This window comes from Amycolatopsis sp. NPDC088138 (assembly GCF_044741685.1).
Lineage (GTDB): Bacteria > Actinomycetota > Actinomycetes > Mycobacteriales > Pseudonocardiaceae > Amycolatopsis.
The window spans coordinates 229,942-245,465 of the sequence record NZ_JBIUTB010000005.1; the positions used below are offsets into that span (position 1 = coordinate 229,942).

General features: G+C 70.1%; 14 protein-coding genes. 10 read left to right on the forward strand and 4 right to left on the reverse strand.

Annotated features, from left to right (window positions below; genetic code table 11):
• Positions 1-145: 145 nt before the first annotated feature.
• The 5 genes from ACIOD2_RS27575 to ACIOD2_RS27595 all read left to right on the forward strand — a co-directional run bounded on the left by ACIOD2_RS27575 (position 146) and on the right by ACIOD2_RS27595 (position 4,241).
• Positions 146-2,005, forward strand: a complete 1,860-nt coding sequence (locus ACIOD2_RS27575; RefSeq protein ID WP_400543915.1) for an Hsp70 family protein — start codon at positions 146-148, stop codon at positions 2,003-2,005.
• 61 nt (positions 2,006-2,066) lie between these two features.
• Positions 2,067-2,261: a DUF3046 domain-containing protein gene (locus ACIOD2_RS27580; protein ID WP_400543918.1), complete on the forward strand. Its 195-nt coding sequence runs from the start codon at positions 2,067-2,069 to the stop codon at positions 2,259-2,261.
• A gap of 231 nt (positions 2,262-2,492) precedes the next feature.
• The gene (gene recA / locus ACIOD2_RS27585) at positions 2,493-3,539 is read left to right on the forward strand and encodes a recombinase RecA (protein ID WP_400543921.1); all 1,047 of its coding nucleotides are present in this window, start codon (positions 2,493-2,495) and stop codon (positions 3,537-3,539) included.
• A gap of 35 nt (positions 3,540-3,574) precedes the next feature.
• Entirely contained in the window at positions 3,575-4,102 is a 528-nt protein-coding gene (locus tag ACIOD2_RS27590; RefSeq protein ID WP_400546121.1) for a regulatory protein RecX, read from the forward strand.
• A gap of 1 nt (position 4,103) precedes the next feature.
• Positions 4,104-4,241: a hypothetical protein gene (locus ACIOD2_RS27595; protein ID WP_400543924.1), complete on the forward strand. Its 138-nt coding sequence runs from the start codon at positions 4,104-4,106 to the stop codon at positions 4,239-4,241.
• A gap of 49 nt (positions 4,242-4,290) precedes the next feature.
• Here ACIOD2_RS27595 and ACIOD2_RS27600 read toward each other — a convergent pair whose 3' ends face one another.
• The 4 genes from ACIOD2_RS27600 to edd form a co-directional block, all read right to left on the reverse strand.
• Entirely contained in the window at positions 4,291-5,553 is a 1,263-nt protein-coding gene (locus tag ACIOD2_RS27600; RefSeq protein WP_400543927.1) for an MFS transporter, read from the reverse strand.
• Positions 5,554-5,574: 21 nt separating this feature from the next.
• Positions 5,575-8,112 (reverse strand): PEP/pyruvate-binding domain-containing protein, encoded by a 2,538-nt coding sequence (locus tag ACIOD2_RS27605; protein ID WP_400543930.1) that lies wholly within the window; start codon positions 8,110-8,112, stop codon positions 5,575-5,577.
• 214 nt (positions 8,113-8,326) lie between these two features.
• Complete coding sequence (gene eda, locus ACIOD2_RS27610; protein ID WP_400543933.1) at positions 8,327-8,941, reverse strand: bifunctional 4-hydroxy-2-oxoglutarate aldolase/2-dehydro-3-deoxy-phosphogluconate aldolase; 615 nt, start codon at positions 8,939-8,941, stop codon at positions 8,327-8,329.
• A complete protein-coding gene (gene edd, locus ACIOD2_RS27615) occupies positions 8,938-10,848 on the reverse strand; it encodes a phosphogluconate dehydratase (RefSeq protein WP_400543936.1) in 1,911 nt (636 codons plus the stop codon). The genes eda and edd overlap by 4 nt, the downstream gene beginning before the upstream one ends.
• A 249-nt stretch (positions 10,849-11,097) precedes the next feature.
• Between edd and ACIOD2_RS27620 the strand changes: the two genes are divergently transcribed.
• The 5 genes from ACIOD2_RS27620 to ACIOD2_RS27640 are packed head-to-tail and all read left to right on the forward strand — an operon-like array spanning position 11,098 to position 15,517.
• Entirely contained in the window at positions 11,098-11,385 is a 288-nt protein-coding gene (locus ACIOD2_RS27620) for a hypothetical protein (RefSeq protein ID WP_247063001.1), read from the forward strand.
• Positions 11,382-12,206: a hypothetical protein gene (locus ACIOD2_RS27625; RefSeq protein ID WP_400543940.1), complete on the forward strand. Its 825-nt coding sequence runs from the start codon at positions 11,382-11,384 to the stop codon at positions 12,204-12,206. The genes ACIOD2_RS27620 and ACIOD2_RS27625 overlap by 4 nt, the downstream gene beginning before the upstream one ends.
• 55 nt (positions 12,207-12,261) lie before the next feature.
• Complete coding sequence (locus ACIOD2_RS27630) at positions 12,262-14,181, forward strand: fumarate reductase/succinate dehydrogenase flavoprotein subunit (RefSeq protein ID WP_400543943.1); 1,920 nt, start codon at positions 12,262-12,264, stop codon at positions 14,179-14,181.
• Positions 14,178-14,930, forward strand: a complete 753-nt coding sequence (locus ACIOD2_RS27635) for a succinate dehydrogenase/fumarate reductase iron-sulfur subunit (RefSeq protein ID WP_400543946.1) — start codon at positions 14,178-14,180, stop codon at positions 14,928-14,930. Before ACIOD2_RS27630 ends, ACIOD2_RS27635 begins: the two co-directional genes overlap by 4 nt.
• Positions 14,927-15,517 carry a hypothetical protein gene (locus tag ACIOD2_RS27640; RefSeq protein ID WP_400543949.1) on the forward strand — a complete coding sequence of 197 codons (591 nt, stop codon included), beginning with the start codon at positions 14,927-14,929 and terminating at the stop codon, positions 15,515-15,517. The genes ACIOD2_RS27635 and ACIOD2_RS27640 overlap by 4 nt, the downstream gene beginning before the upstream one ends.
• Positions 15,518-15,524 lie beyond the last annotated feature (7 nt).

Here is a 15,524-nt window from a genome sequence, read left to right on the forward strand (position 1 = left end):
GCGGATCGCGCAACTCGCCTGATCGAATCACGCAACTGGAAGGCCGGGCGGTGAGTTTCCCGGGTCCGCACGCACGGTGACCGCGCACGTGGCAGCATCACGGCGAACGCCGCCAAGGCGTGTTTCGCGCGAAAGGCGGAGTGCTGTGCGGATCCTGTCGGTGGACCTCGGGACGTCCAACACCGTCGCCGTGCTGTCGGCGCACGGCATGCCGCCGAGGGTCGTCGAAGTGGACGGCTCGGCCAACATGCCCTCCGCCGTGTTCGCCACCGAAGAGGGCACGATCATGGTCGGCCGCGACGCCGAACGCCGGGCCCGCCTCGACCCGACCCGCTTCGAGCCGAACCCCAAGCGCCGCATCGACGAGCAGACCCTGTTGCTGGGCACCGACGTCGTCCCCGTGAACGAGGCGCTCGCCGCGATCCTGCGCCGCGTGCTCGAGGAGACCTCCCGCCAGCTCGGTGGCGAGCAGCCCGACGAGGTCCGGCTGACCCACCCCGCGCAGTGGGGGCCGACCCGCCGCACCGTGCTGATGACCGCCGCCCGGCTCGCCGGGATCGGCGGGAACGTCCTGCTGGTGCCGGAACCGGTCGCCGCGGCGGCGCACTTCGCGTCGTTCCCCGGCAAGGCGCTCGCGCCCGGGCAGGCGCTGGCCGTCTACGACCTCGGTGCGGGCACCTTCGACGTCGCCGTCGTCGGCGCCACGCAGACCGGCTTCACCGTGCTCGCCGAGGACGGCCTGCCCGACCTCGGCGGCCTCGACGTCGACCAGGCACTGATGGTGCACGTCGGACGCGAGGTCTCGCACTCCGACCCGCAGCGCTGGCAGCGGCTGCTGCGTCCCGAGTCGACCGCCGACCGCCGCACCCGGCGCGCGCTGCAGGAAGACGTGAAGGCGGCCAAGGAGGCGCTTTCCCGGCACCCGCAGACCGAGGTGCCGATGCCGGAGCCGTTCAAGGACGTCCTGGTCACGCGCGGGGAGCTGGAAGGCCTGGTCCGCCCGGCGATGCTGCGCAGCGTCGAGCTGCTGTCGCGGACGCTGCGCTCGTCCGGCCTGACGCCGGACCGGCTCGCGGGCATCTACCTCGTCGGCGGGTCGAGCCGGCTCCCGCTGGTCGGCGCGATGATCGCGGAGAAGCTCGGCGTCGTGCCGGGCAGCCTCGACCAGCCGGAGACCGCCGTCGCGCTCGGCGCCCAGCACGTCGCCCGCGACGGGCTCGGCGCGCGGACGCAGAACGTCGAGGGGGCCGTGGCCGCCGGCACCGCGCCGCACCGCCCGCAGTACGCGCCGCCTCCGCAGTACCCGGGCGGCGGTGGTTACGCGCCGTCGAACTTCCCGCCCAGCGGACCGCAGCGGGTGCAGGCACCCGCGCCGTCGAACTTCCCGGCGTACTCGCCAGCGGCCGACAAGGCCGAGTCGCGGTCCGGTGGCAAGAAGAAGCTGCTCATCGGGATCGCCGTCGCGGTGGTCGTCCTGCTCGCGGCGGGCCTGACGTTCTTCCTCACGTCGTCGTCCTCGGTGGCGACCTACACCGCGGACCAGTGCAGGACGCCGGGTCAGGCCGACGACAAGGGCCTCACCGGCTGCCTGCGTCAGCTCGCCGGGAAGATCGCCGACACCGGCGACTGCAAGCCGGGCATGGGCAACGGCCCGGCGGCGCCGGCGGCGAGCCTCGGCGTGTCCTCGACCTGCTCCGCGCCGGGCCGGGCGGGCACCCAGGTGACCTACGTCCAGGGCGACAGCGCCGAGGCGCTGAAGCAGTACACCGACGGCCTGCTCACCTCCGCCGGCGGCGACCGCACCGAGGCCGACTGGGGTGGCAACGGGCTCACGGGCCACTACGCGTCCGCCGCGGGCAAGACGTCGGCGGTGCTCGTGTTCACCGTGGCGGACCGGCCGCTGGCGGGATTCATCTACCAGCTGAACTCGAGCGACCAGGCCGCGGCGACCACGCCGGGCACCCTGGCCGACTACTTCGAGTCGAGCGTCCAGCCCGGGAGCTGACCCCGGAGGGCGCGAACGGGCCGTTCGCGCCCTCCGCGGCCGCCCGGATACGATGGGTCCGATGCGGATCACGGTTTTCCGGCGGCTGATGGCCGACGAGTTCGGCCCCGGGCGGGCACAGGTCCTGGCCAGGGATCACGTGCTCAGCGCGCTGGGCGGGCGCACCGTCGATCAGGCGCTGACCGCGGGAATCCCGGCGAAAGAGGTCTGGCGAGAGGTCTGCGACGCCTTCGACGTGCCGTCGGAACGGCGCTGACCTGCGGGGATCCGTGCGGGCGCGACCCGGGCGGGCGAAAATCCTAGCGTAGGGGTGTGTCGCTGCCGACCTCGAACAGGTGTTCGTCTATGGTGTTGTCCACATCGGGTCCAGCGATCCACAGATGGGGCGCCGCGCCTGGAATTGTCGGACCCCGCCGCTAGCGTCGGACCGGACAGCTGAAGAACCGAACAGAGCCCCGGCGGGCTCAGACCAGCGAGGTGGACTTCCATGCCTGCAGCACCCGACAAGGACAAGGCGCTCGAACTCGCCCTTGCACAGATCGACAAGCAGTACGGCAAGGGCTCGGTGATGCGCCTCGGCGAAGAGGGCCGCGCGCCCATCGCCGTGATCCCGACCGGCTCGATCGCCCTCGACGTCGCCCTCGGCATCGGCGGGCTGCCCCGTGGCCGTGTCATCGAGGTCTACGGCCCGGAGTCCTCCGGTAAGACCACGGTCGCCCTGCACGCGGTGGCGAACGCGCAGAAGAACGGCGGCATCGCGGCGTTCATCGACGCGGAGCACGCGCTGGACCCGGAGTACGCCAAGAAGCTCGGCGTGGACACCGACGCGCTGCTCGTGTCCCAGCCGGACACCGGTGAGCAGGCGCTGGAGATCGCGGACATGCTGATCCGCTCCGGCGCGCTCGACATCCTGGTCATCGACTCCGTGGCCGCGCTCGTGCCGCGCGCCGAGATCGAGGGCGAGATGGGTGACTCGCACGTGGGTCTCCAGGCCCGCCTGATGAGCCAGGCGCTGCGCAAGATGACCGGTGCCATGAACAACTCCGGCACCACCGCGATCTTCATCAACCAGCTGCGCGAGAAGATCGGCGTCATGTTCGGCTCCCCGGAGACCACGACCGGTGGTAAGGCGCTGAAGTTCTACGCCTCGATCCGGCTCGACGTGCGCCGCATCGAGACGCTCAAGGACGGCGGCGAGGCGGTCGGCAACCGCACCCGCGTCAAGGTCGTGAAGAACAAGATGGCCCCGCCCTTCAAGCAGGCCGAATTCGACATCCTGTACGGCCACGGCGTCTCCCGCGAGGGTTCGCTCATCGACATGGGTGTCGACCAGGCGATCGTGCGCAAGTCTGGTGCCTGGTACACCTACGAGGGCGACCAGCTCGGCCAGGGCAAGGAGAACGCGCGGAAGTTCCTGCGCGAGAACCCGGACATCGCCAACGAGATCGAGAAGCGCATCAAGGAGAAGCTCGGCATCGGCCCGCAGCTCGACGTCGAAGCCGTCGAAGCTGTGCCGGCGCCGGTCGACTTCTGATCGAAGGGGTTCCACAGGTGGCGAGGGCGCCGAAGATTCCACCGTCGGAGTTGCCTCCGGAGGAGCGCTATAAGAAGGCCAAGGAGATCTGTTACGACCTCCTGGCCGTGCGTGCGCGCACGCAGGAGGAGCTCCGGCAGGCCTTGCGGCGCAAGGGATTCGACGAGGAGACCAGCGAGACCCTGCTCGGCAAGCTGGACCGGGCGGGGCTGGTCAACGACGCGGAGTTCGCGGAGCTGTGGGTGAAGTCCCGGCACGAGACCCAGGGGCTTTCCCGCACCGCGCTGCTGGCCGAACTGCGGCGCAAGGGCGTCGACGGTGAGATCGCCGCGCAGGCGGCGGGCGAGGTCGACCGCGAGTCCGAGGAGCAGATGGCCCGGGAACTGGTCCGCAGGCGGCTGGGGTCCCTGGGCAACGTCGACGAGCAGACGGCCCTGCGGCGGCTGCTCGGCTTCCTGGCTCGCAAGGGCTATCCGGAGGGACTGGCGTACACGGTGATCAAGGAGGAACTCCGCGAGTACGGTGCGGAGTCCACCCTCCTGGACGACGCCTACATCGACTGACGTGGCGTCCCTGCCGCGCCGGGTCGCCGACATTCTCGACGAGCTCGGTGACGTCCAGGTGCAGGACATCGCCTGCCACAGCGAGGTCCCGCGGGCGAAGACGGTGTTGTACTACGACCGGGAGCCCCGTCGCCGGTGACGGGGCCGCCGTGCCGGTGCTCGGCAGGCCGCGAGCACCGGCTCGCGTGTCAGGCGGAGCCGGCGGGCACCGGCTCCCGTGTGATCGGCGGCCGGCGGTCCGAGCGGTGCTTGCGGACCGCCAGCAGCAGCACCGCGAGCAGGCCCATCACCACGCACGTGACCACGGCCGACAGCACCAGGAACTCGTCGAGCCGGCCGGCCGAGAGGTACGCGCCCAGCGCGACCGCCACCAGCGCGCACACCGCTCGGTCCACAATGGACTCCATCGACAGGAGTGTCGCGCGGTAGCGGGAGTCCGGGATGGAGTCGTTCAACAGCTGCTTCTGGATCGGGAACGAAATGCCCGTCGCCACCGCGAAGACGCACAGCAGGAGCACCGTCGGGATCGCGCCGGCCGGGACGAGGAAACCCAGGCACAGGGCCATCACGATGGTCAGGGTGAACACCGAGGCGACCGGGCCGATGGCGCGGCGCAGCCGGTGGGGGCGTGCTGCGCCGAGGGCTTCGAAGACCGTCATGGCGGCCAGCACCGCGCCGTACCAGTTCACCGAGAGCGTCTTCAACTCCAGGATCGGCTGGAACAGGTTCACCTGGCAGATCCGGACCAGCGTGAACATCGCGATGCCCTGCACCATCAGCAAGAGCAGCCAGCGTGACGAACGCAGCGCCGACAGTGCGCCGCCGACGCCCGCGAGGAGCGACGCCGTCTTGTCCCTCGCCTGACGGCCGCCCGGAACCGCCGGGAGCTTCACCGCGAACGCGAGGGCGACGGCCGCGTTGATCGCCGTCAACCAGTACGGGGAAGGGAGGTTCCACGCCATCAGCAGGCCGATCACCGGCCAGTACACGATCTTGCCGATCAGGCTGTACGCGCGGCCGATGCCTTCCACCCGGAGGTAGTGCTCGCCTTCACCGTGGGCGTGCAGGTACTCGTACAGGTACGCGCTCTGCGCGCCGGACACCAGGGAGCGGGCCAGCGCGATCAGGATGAAGTGGATGAGGAACCCTGTGTACGAACCGAGGAACACCGGCACCAGGTTCGCCGCCACCAGCACGGTCGCGCCGGCCTTGAGCGACGTGCGGTAGTCGAACCGGTCGGCGAGCATCCCCGTCGGGATCTCCAGTAGGCAGAACACGATGTAGTAGATGCTCTGGATGCCGAAGATCTGGCCGTCGTCGAGGCCGACGAGCTTCTGGTACTGGTAGAAGATCGGCACCCACAACAGCAGGCCGAAGAAGAACTGGAACCCGTAGGTCAGCCGCACGGTGCGCTGAACGGCGGGTTTCGCGGGCAGGCGAAAGCCCAGCATGATGAGGTCTCCCGGGAGGAATCAGGCCGAATAGGGGCGTAGCTGGACGATGTGGACGTGGTCGCGGTCCGCGAGCCATTCGATGTCCACCGGCGCGTCGAAGGTGTAGTCGGGGGAGAAGTGCGCCTGCAGCAGGCGGCCAGCAATGGCGAGGCGCTGCAGTTGCCCGTGGGCGCGCTCGTCGAGGTCCGACGCCGCGTCGCCCAGGGACAGCGTGCGGCCGCCGCCTTCGACCGTCGAGTACAGGTACTGCATGGGCAGCGCGGAGCCGTCGACGACGTCGGTGACCTTCGGTGAGACGTTGACGTAGACCGTGCGGAAGTCGGCGCGGTTCATCGGGTTCGTCGTCACCAGCACGCCGCCGAAGTCGGCCGCGACTTGCTCCTGGATGACCACGCCCATGTAGCACTCGTCGAGGGAGATGCCGGCCTGGTGGCGCAGCCGGACGCTGCGCACCGACACCAGTGACGCCCAGACTTCCTTGACGCTGGCGAAGATCCGCTCGGCGGTGGTGACGTGGTTGATGGACTCGTAGATCCCGGCGGCCGAGAATCCGGCGAGGTCCTCGGCGTTCGACGAGCTGCGGACGACGAACGTGCGCACCCCGGCCAGCTGGGACACCAGCGCGGAGTCGATCTCGCCGGCCAGCGCGCCCGGCAGCCGCGCCGACCGGATCAGGCTCTGCAGCTCGACGCACAGCGGCTCGATCTCGCGCGCGTCCAGCTCCAGCGCCATCTTCAGCTTGCCGATCGCCTGCTGGATCCGCGGGGACGACTCGAGGAACCGCCGCTGCAGCGAGAACGGCAGGGCGATCCCGCGCGGCACCCGGACGCGCTCGTCGAGCAGGCGCTGAGCGGCGGCGGCCAAGGCAGCCACATCGGACGGGTCGGCCGGGTCGGCCGCGCCGGTCAGATGGCTTGCGCCGGGCAGATCGGGCAGGTTGGGCGCGCTGGCTGCGCTGCGCAGGTCGGCCGCGCTGGCTGTGCCGCGCACGTGGCCTGCGCCGGGCAAGTGACCCGCGCCAGGCAGGCCGATCGCGCCGGGCAAGTTACCCGTGCCAAGCAGGTCGGGCAGGTCGGCCGTGCTGGTCCGGTGGTCTGCGCCGGGCAGGTGACCAGTGCCAGGCAGGTCGGCGGTGCCCGGGTGGCTTGCGTTGGGCAGGTGACGAGTGCCGGGCAGGTTGGCCGGGGCCGGGTGGCTTGCGTTGGGCAGGTGACCAGTGCCGGGCAGGTTGGCCGGGGCCGGGTGGCTTGCGCTGGGCAGGTGACCAGTGCCAGATAGGTCAGCCGGGGCCGGGTGGCTTGCGCCGGGCATGGCGGACTGCTCGGCCGCGCTGGCCGCGCCGCGCAGGTGACCTGCGGCGGACAGCTCGGCCGCGTCGGACAGGCCAGGTGCGGTGCCTGCGTCGGTCCGGGAGAAGGGGACCTCCAGCAGCTGGGCCAGGTGCGGCAGCAGGTTCTCCCGCGGCGGACGTGGGACCTGGTAGAAGCCGAGCAGTCGTTGGGAGCCGCGGGCCAGGACGTGGTGCAGCTCGCCCAGGTTTGCCGCCTTCGTGCCGTAGCGGTAGCGGTCGGACGCGCGCAGCCGCGCCAGGTTGGCGATCGGGCTGTGGTCGGACTCCGGTTCCTCGAGGGTGATGCGCTGGGCGTACCAGGACGGTGGGGTCGCCTCGGCGGGTTCGTCGACCTCCCTCAGCGTGAGCGATTGGGTGTCCACTGTGTACTCGACCCACTTGCCGTCCAGGCCGCGGCGGTCGATCTCGGCCAATGCACCGAGTTGGACGGCGTTCGGGATCTGCCAGCCGGTGGCCAAGACATTGGTGTGGGACAGCGGGGTCGTGTGCCTCGTGTTGACAATGCCGGACAGGCGCGGGATGTCGTCGGGCACGCGGTCCATCACGATGATGTCCGACCAGGCCAGCCCGGCCGCCGCTGCCCGGTACTCGGCTTCGGTGCGGAACGTGCGCAGCCGGCCGGTGGCCGTGCCGGGGTTCAGGGCGACGAACGGCGCCGTCGAGAACAGTTCGTGGGCGAAAACTCGGGGGAGCTCGCTCGGCGGGATCTCGCGGACGAGCCGCTCCTGCAGCTGGTTCGCCGGCTTGAACAGCAGCGGCAGCGCCGGGTCGACGTACTCCGCCACGAAGGCGTGGAACTCGCGGATCAGCGCGGCCGGCATCGTGTCGACCTCGACCGTCTCCAGCGAGAGGATCTTCTTCTCCTGGCGTGTGTGCAGGGCGAGGATGCCGAGCAGGAAGCGGCGGTCCGGTGCGTGGTAGAAGCGTTCGTTGTAGTCGTCGATCTCGGCGCGCACCCGTTCTTCGGGGACGCCGAGGATCTCCTCGCCGATATAGATCGCGTGAAAGGAATGGCGCGCGTCGTTCAGGAAGTGAATCTCCCGCTGTTCGCGGTCGACCACGACCTTGACGAAGGAATAGCCGCCGAGGGTGCCGCACAACTGGTGGAGCGCGGACAGGGAAAGGCGTTCGCCGACCAGTGCGGCAACGCTTTCGGCGACGGCACAGGGGGACGTGCTGGGGGCGACCACGCTGGTCAGGGACACCGGTTCTCCTCGCTGGAAATTGCGAGGCGGAACGATAACAGGTGGTAAATCACCGACCGTGCGCGCGAATGCCCGCTGACTGGGACGAACGGCCGAACCCATGACGCCCGCCTCACTCCCTCGGAGCACCGTTCCAGCACGCTGGAACGGTGCTCCCGGGATCCGGGACGCGGGTTCGGCCGTTCGGGGAGGGAATTGCTGCAGGTGATCTCGGCTACAGTTTCGCGGCTTCCGCGGCCAGCTTCTCGATCGTCGCGAAATCGCGGGTGGCGAGCGAGGACGTCAGCCAGGAACCGCCGATGCAGCCGACGTTCGGCAGCGCGAGGTACGAAGGCGCCGAAGCCACCGTGATCCCGCCCGTCGGGCAGAACTTCAGCCCGGGCAGGGGACCCGCGATCGACTTCAGGTACGCGACGCCGCCGGACGCTTCGGCCGGGAAGAACTTCAATGCCGTGAGGCCGCGCTCGGCCAGCCGCATCGCCTCCGACACCGTGGCCGCGCCGGGCAGGAACGGCAGCCCGGTCTCGAAGCAGGCGTCGAGGACGGCGTCCGTGCAGCCCGGCGTCACGAGGAACTTCGCGCCCGAGTCGGCTGCCTGCTTCGCCTGGCCCGGCGAGGTGACCGTGCCGGCGCCGATCACGATGTCCGGGACCTCGGCCGCGACGCGCTCGATCGCCGACAGCGCCGCCGGGGTGCGCAGGGTCAGCTCGATGACGCCGATCCCGCCGGCGAGCAGGGCTCGCGCCGCAGGTACCGCGTCGTCGGCGTCGTCGATCACCACGACGGGCATCACGGGGGACAGCTCGAGCAGGTCCTGACCGGTGGTCACTGACCGACCTCCTGGGTTTCCAGAGTGTGCGTGGGAATGCCGAAGTGCTCCGGCGTCAGCCCTCCGAACACCGATGCGCCCTGGTCGGCGGGGCCGACCCCGCGGCGCAACGCGGCGAACAGCTCTCGGCCGGTGCCGCTCCAGGATGCTTCGGACGGCGGGGAGTCCACAAGTTCACGGCGGGCGAGTTCTTCGTCACCGACGAACACGTCGAGGCTGCCCGCACCGGCGTCGAGCCGGACGACGTCACCGTCCGCGATGCGGGCGATCGGGCCGCCGACCGCGGCTTCCGGCGTCACCTGGATCGCCGCCGGGATCTTGCCCGACGCGCCCGACATGCGGCCGTCGGTGAGCAGCGCGACCTGGTGCCCGCGGTCCATCAGCACCCCCAGCGCCGGGGTGAGCCCGTGCAGCTCCGGCATGCCGTTGGCCTGCGGACCCTGCTGCCGGATGACCACGACGACGTCGCGGTCCAGCTCGCCCGCCTCGAACGCGGCCTTGAACGCCTCCTGCGTGGTGAACACCCGCGCCGGCGCCTGGACGACCCGGTGCTCGGGCGCCACGGCGGACACCTTGACCACGGCGCGGCCGAGGTTGCCCTCGACCATCCGCAGCCCGCCGTCCGCGGCGAACGGGCGCCACGCCGGGCGCAGCACCTCCTCGTCGAGGCTGCGGATCGGCACGTCGCGCCAGACCAGCTCGCCGTCGGACAGGATCGGCTCGGCCCGGTAGCGGTGCAGCCCGAACCCGGCCACGGTGTGCACGTCCTCGTGCAGCAGCCCGGCGTCGAGCAGCGTGCCGACCAGGAACTGGATGCCGCCGGCGGCGTGGAAGTGGTTGATGTCGGCGCTGCCGTTGGGGTAGACCCGCGCCAGCAGCGGCACGACGGCCGAGAGGTCGGAGAAGTCGTCCCAGGTCAGCTGGATGCCGGCGGCCGCGGCGATCGCGACCAGGTGCATCGTGTGGTTGGTCGACCCGCCCGTGGCCAGCAGCGCGATGACACCGTTGACGAACGCCTTCTCGTCGAGGATCCGGGAGACAGGGGTGTACCCCTCACCGCGCGAGAGCGTGACGACGCGCCGCCCGGCTTCTTCGGTCAGGGCGTGGCGCAGCGTCGACCCGGGCTGGACGAAGCTGGCGCCGGGCAGGTGCAGGCCCATCACCTCGACGACCATCTGGTTCGAGTTGGCGGTGCCGTAGAACGTGCAGGTCCCGGCCGAGTGGTACGACGCGGCTTCGGCGTCGAGCAGGTCTTCGCGGGTCGCGAGCCCCTCGGCGTAGAGCTGGCGGACGCGCGCCTTCTCCTTGTTCGGCAGCCCCGAGTTCATCGGCCCGGCCGGCACGAGAACCGCCGGCAGGTGGCCGAAGGACAGGGCGCCGATCAGCAGGCCGGGCACGATCTTGTCGCAGACGCCCAGCAGGAGGGCCGCGTCGAACATGTCGTGCGACAGCGCGATCGCCGTCGACATCGCGATGACCTCGCGGCTGAACAGGGACAGCTCCATGCCGGCGCGGCCCTGGGTGATGCCGTCGCACATCGCGGGCACCCCGCCGGCGAACTGGGCGACCCCGCCCGCACCCCTTACCGCCTTCTTCAGCCAGGCGGGGTACTCCTGCATCGGCTGGTGGGCCGACAGCATGTCGTTGTAGGAGGAGACGATGGCGACGCCGGGGGCGCGCGCGGCCCGCAGCGCCTCCTTGTCGGCGCCTTCCATGGCGGCGAAGCCGTGGGCGAGGTTGCTGCACGCGAGGCCGCGGCGGACCGGGCCCTCTTCGTGCGCGGCGGCCGTGCGGGCGAGGTAGGCGGCGCGGGTGGCGGCACTGCGCCCGGTGATGCGCGCGGTGACGTCGGCGACGACTCGGTGCAGTGGCGTCTTCTGGGGTGATGTGGTGGAGGTGTGGCTCATGTCCGGCTCCGGATCACTGGTGAGTGGTGGTCCGCGGGACGGCAGCGCTGGCGCCTCTGGGTCGTGACGCTGGCCACACTACCCGCCGCGAACACCGAATCAAAATCGATTCAGAAGATCAACCCCAGTGACCCCGATCACGCCCCTACTTAGCTAATGTGCTACTTGTCACACTGCACTACGAACGGCAGAGTCGGTCTTGGCGAGATCGCCGACCGGCTCGGCCGGCCCCACCACACGGGAGGCATGATGTCCACCTCCGAGATCGCCGAGCTGCGGCGAACCATCGGTCAGCTCAGGCAGTGCGTCGGCGCACTGCGCTCGCGCTACGGCGACGCTTCGGCCGTCCGCCGCCTCGCCAACGACGTGGAGCGCCTCGACATCGACACCGCCGACCTCGACGGCACCCCGCTCGCGGTACCGACGCAGGCGAAGGCCGCGGAGCGCGTCCAAGTTCCCGACACGCCGTACGACCCGGCGCTCTGGCACGGCGCGGACGACGAAGGCGTCGGCGGCTACAAGCGCGACCAGCGGTGAGCGCTCCCGCTGACAACGGCGTCGGCACCGGCGTCCGGTCCCCCAAGCGGGCCCGGATCGCCGAACGCACCCTGCGGACCGACCGATGGTGGCTCCAGCCCCTGCTCACCGTGCTCGGGCTGGGCGCTTTCATCATCTACGCGACGGTCCGGTCGTTCGTGCGCACCGCCTACTGGGTGCCGGACTACCACTACCTGACGCCGTTCTACTCCCCCTGCCTGTCCACCTCCTGCGTCGAGGGCTCGAGCCACTTCGGCCACTGGTTCGGCGACCTGCCCGGGTTCATCCCGCTCGGGTTCGTCGTGCTGCCGTTCCTGCTCGGGTTCCGCCTGACCTGCTACTACTACCGCAAGGCCTACTACCGGGCGGTGTGGTTCTCCCCGCCGGCGTGCGCCGTCGCGGAACCGAAGGCGAAGTACACCGGTGAGACGCGGCTCCCGCTGATCATCCAGAACGTCCACCGCTACTTCTTCTACGTGGCGCTGATCGTGTCGCTGGTCAACACCTACGACGCGATCATGGCGTTCCACGGCAAGACCGGCGGCTTCGGCTTCGGCCTGGGCAACGTCGTCCTGCTCGCGAACGTGGTCCTGCTCTGGGCGTACACGCTGTCCTGCCACTCGTGCCGGCACGTGACCGGCGGCCGGCTGAAGCACTTCTCCAAGCACCCGGTGCGGTACTGGATCTGGACCCAGGTGACCAAGCTCAACACCCGCCACATGGCGCTGGCCTGGACGACGCTCGGCACGCTGGTGCTGACCGACTTCTACGTCATGCTCGTGGCCAGCGGGGCGATCGCGGACCTGAGATTCGTGAACTGACCGTCCCCGCCCCTCCCGACAACGACGTCCCCATTTTCCGAGGTGGAATTCCTACATGACCGAGGTCGAACGGCACAGCTACGACGTGGTGGTGATCGGTGCCGGTGGTGCCGGCCTGCGCGCGGTGATCGAAGCGCGCGAACGCGGTTACCGCGTCGCGGTCGTGTGCAAGTCCCTGTTCGGCAAGGCGCACACGGTGATGGCCGAAGGTGGCTGCGCCGCGTCGATGGGCAACGCGAACTCGAACGACAACTGGCAGGTCCACTTCCGCGACACCATGCGCGGCGGCAAGTTCCTCAACAACTGGCGGATGGCCGAGCTGCACGCCAAGGAGGCGCCGGACCGCGTCTGGGAGCTCGAGTCCTACGGCGCCCTGTTCGACCGCACCGCGGACGGGCGGATCAGCCAGCGCAACTTCGGCGGGCACACCTACCCGCGGCTGGCGCACGTCGGTGACCGGACCGGGCTCGAGCTGATCCGCACGATGCAGCAGAAGATCGTTTCGCTGCAGCAGGAGGACTTCGCCGAGACCGGGGACTACGAGGCGAAGATCAAGGTCTTCGCCGAGTGCACGGTCACCGAGCTGCTCACCAGCGATGGCGCCATCGCCGGCGCGTTCGGCTACTGGCGGGAGAGTGGCCGGTTCATCCTGTTCGACGCGCCGGCGGTCGTGCTCGCGACCGGCGGCATCGGCAAGTCGTTCAAGGTGACGTCGAACTCGTGGGAGTACACCGGCGACGGCCACGCGCTGGCCCTGCGGGCGGGCGCGAAGCTGATCAACATGGAGTTCGTCCAGTTCCACCCGACCGGGATGGTCTGGCCGCCGAGCGTCAAGGGCATCCTCGTCACCGAGGGTGTGCGCGGTGACGGCGGTGTGCTCAAGAACTCCGAGGGCAAGCGGTTCATGTTCGAGTACGTGCCCGAGGTGTTCAAGGGCCAGTACGCGGAGAGCGAAGAGGAAGCCGACCGCTGGTACGCCGACGCGGACAACAACCGGCGCACGCCGGACCTGCTGCCGCGCGACGAGGTGGCCCGCGCGATCAACTCCGAGGTCAAGGAGGGGCGCGGTTCCCCGCACGGCGGCGTGTTCCTCGACATCGCCAGCCGGCTGCCGACCGAGGAGATCAAGAAGCGGCTGCCGTCGATGTACCACCAGTTCAAGGAGCTGGCGGACGTCGACATCACGGCGGAGGCGATGGAGGTCGGCCCGACCTGCCACTACGTGATGGGTGGCATCGAGGTCGACCCGGACACGGCCGCGTCGAGCGTGCCCGGCCTGTTCGCCGCGGGCGAGTGCTCGGGCGGCATGCACGGCTCCAACCGGCTCGGCGGCAACTCGCTGTCGGACCTGCTGGTGTTCGGCCGCCGCGCCGGGCTCGGCGCCGCCGAGTACGTGCACGGCCTGGCCGACCGGCCCGCGGTCGCGCAGTCCGATGTGGACGCCGCGGCGAAGATGGCGCTGGCGCCGTTCGACCCGCCGGAGGGCGCGACGGCCGAGAACCCCTACACCCTGCACACCGAGCTGCAGCAGTCGATGAACGACCTGGTCGGCATCATCCGCAAGGCCGGCGAGATCGAGCAGGCGCTGGTGAAGCTGTCCGAACTGCGGCACCGGATCCTGCGCGTCACCGTGGAGGGGCACCGGCAGTTCAATCCCGGCTGGCACCTCGCCATCGACCTGCGCAACATGCTGATGGTCAGCGAGTGCGTCGCGAAGGCGGCCCTGACCCGGACGGAGAGCCGCGGCGGCCACACCCGCGACGACCATCCGGGCATGGATCCCGAGTGGCGCCACAAGCTTCTCGTGTGCGCGTCGTCGCCGGGGGAGAACCCGGTGGTGCCGGACGTCGGCGTCACGGTCAAGGAGCAGCTGCCGCTGCGGCAGGACCTCCTGGAGCTGTTCGAGTTCGGCGAGCTCGGCAAGTACTACACCGACGGAGAACTCGAAACGCACCCCGGCGGGAGCAAGGAATGAGCTATAAGGCGAGTTTCCGGGTCTGGCGCGGCGACGACACGGGCGGCGCGCTGCAGGACTTCACGGTGGAGGTGAACGAGGGCGAGGTCGTCCTCGACATCATCCACCGGCTGCAGGCCACGCAGGCGTCGGACCTCGCGGTGCGCTGGAACTGCAAGGCGGGCAAGTGCGGTTCGTGCTCGGCGGAGATCAACGGCAAGCCGCGCCTGCTGTGCATGACGCGGATGTCGACGTTCACCGAGGACGAGGTCGTCACGGTGACGCCGATGCGGACGTTCCCGGTGATCCGCGACCTGGTCACCGACGTGTCCTTCAACTACACGAAGGCACGGGAGATCCCGTCGTTCACCCCGCCCGCCGACCTGAAGCCCGGTGACTACCGGATGCAGCAGGTGGACGTCGAGCGCTCGCAGGAGTTCCGCAAGTGCATCGAGTGCTTCCTGTGCCAGAACACCTGTCACGTGGTGCGCGACCACGAGGAGAACAAGGAGTCCTTCGCGGGGCCGCGGTACCTGATGCGGATCGCCGAGCTGGAGATGCACCCGCTCGACGTCGCCGACCGGCGTGACGCGGCCCAGGAGGAGCACGGCCTCGGCCTCTGCAACATCACCAAGTGCTGCAGCGAGGTCTGCCCGGAGGGCATCCACATCACCGACAACGCGCTCATCCCGATGAAGGAGCGCGTGGCGGACCGCAAGTACGACCCGATCGTCTGGCTGGGCAACAAGCTCTTCCGACGGGATCAGTGACGCTCGCTCGACTGACGCTCGCGAACCGGGTGCTGGCCGCTCTCGAAGCCGCCCAACCCGGTTCGCGAGCGTCTTTGCGTGGGTCACTGGCCCGCGGGACGGCGGACGGCTACAGCGACATCGACGTCGAGTGGCTGGTGCCGTCGGTCGCGTTCCCTGGCTGTCTCGACGTGGCACCGGTGCTGTCCGAGGTGCAGCCGGTCGCTTCGGTGCGGTTCTCGCCGGACTTCCTGCACTCGCCGGTGCAACGGCTCGTCTTCGTCCGGTTCGAGCGCGTGCCGTTGTTCTGGCGGCTCGATCTCGACGTCCGGACGGCCGCGGCCGACGACGTTCCCGCGCCGGCCGCCGACGACGAGTGGTCGCGGCCGGAAAGCGCGCTGGCCAACGCACTCGGTGCGGTGAAAGCCGTGGCGCGCGGCCGGTTCGGCGACGCGCGCGGGCTGCTCGACCGCGGGTTCGCGCGGATCGGCTCGGCCGACCGGGCCACGGGTGACTGGGCCGCCGACGTCGCCCGGCTGGCGCGGGCGTGTGAGCGGCGGGAACCGGGTCTCGCCGGGTTCGCGGCGGAAATCGTCGCCCTGGCGTGACAGGCTG

Coding starts and splice junctions, on each gene's coding strand:
- ACIOD2_RS27580 (WP_400543918.1), top strand. CDS start 2,067: ATGCGGATCACGGTTTTCCGGCGGCTGATGGCCGACGAGTTCGGCCCC.
- recA (WP_400543921.1), top strand. CDS start 2,493: ATGCCTGCAGCACCCGACAAGGACAAGGCGCTCGAACTCGCCCTTGCA.
- ACIOD2_RS27600 (WP_400543927.1), bottom strand. CDS start 5,553: ATGCTGGGCTTTCGCCTGCCCGCGAAACCCGCCGTTCAGCGCACCGTG.
- edd (WP_400543936.1), bottom strand. CDS start 10,848: ATGAGCCACACCTCCACCACATCACCCCAGAAGACGCCACTGCACCGA.
- ACIOD2_RS27620 (WP_247063001.1), top strand. CDS start 11,098: ATGTCCACCTCCGAGATCGCCGAGCTGCGGCGAACCATCGGTCAGCTC.
- ACIOD2_RS27630 (WP_400543943.1), top strand. CDS start 12,262: ATGACCGAGGTCGAACGGCACAGCTACGACGTGGTGGTGATCGGTGCC.
- ACIOD2_RS27635 (WP_400543946.1), top strand. CDS start 14,178: ATGAGCTATAAGGCGAGTTTCCGGGTCTGGCGCGGCGACGACACGGGC.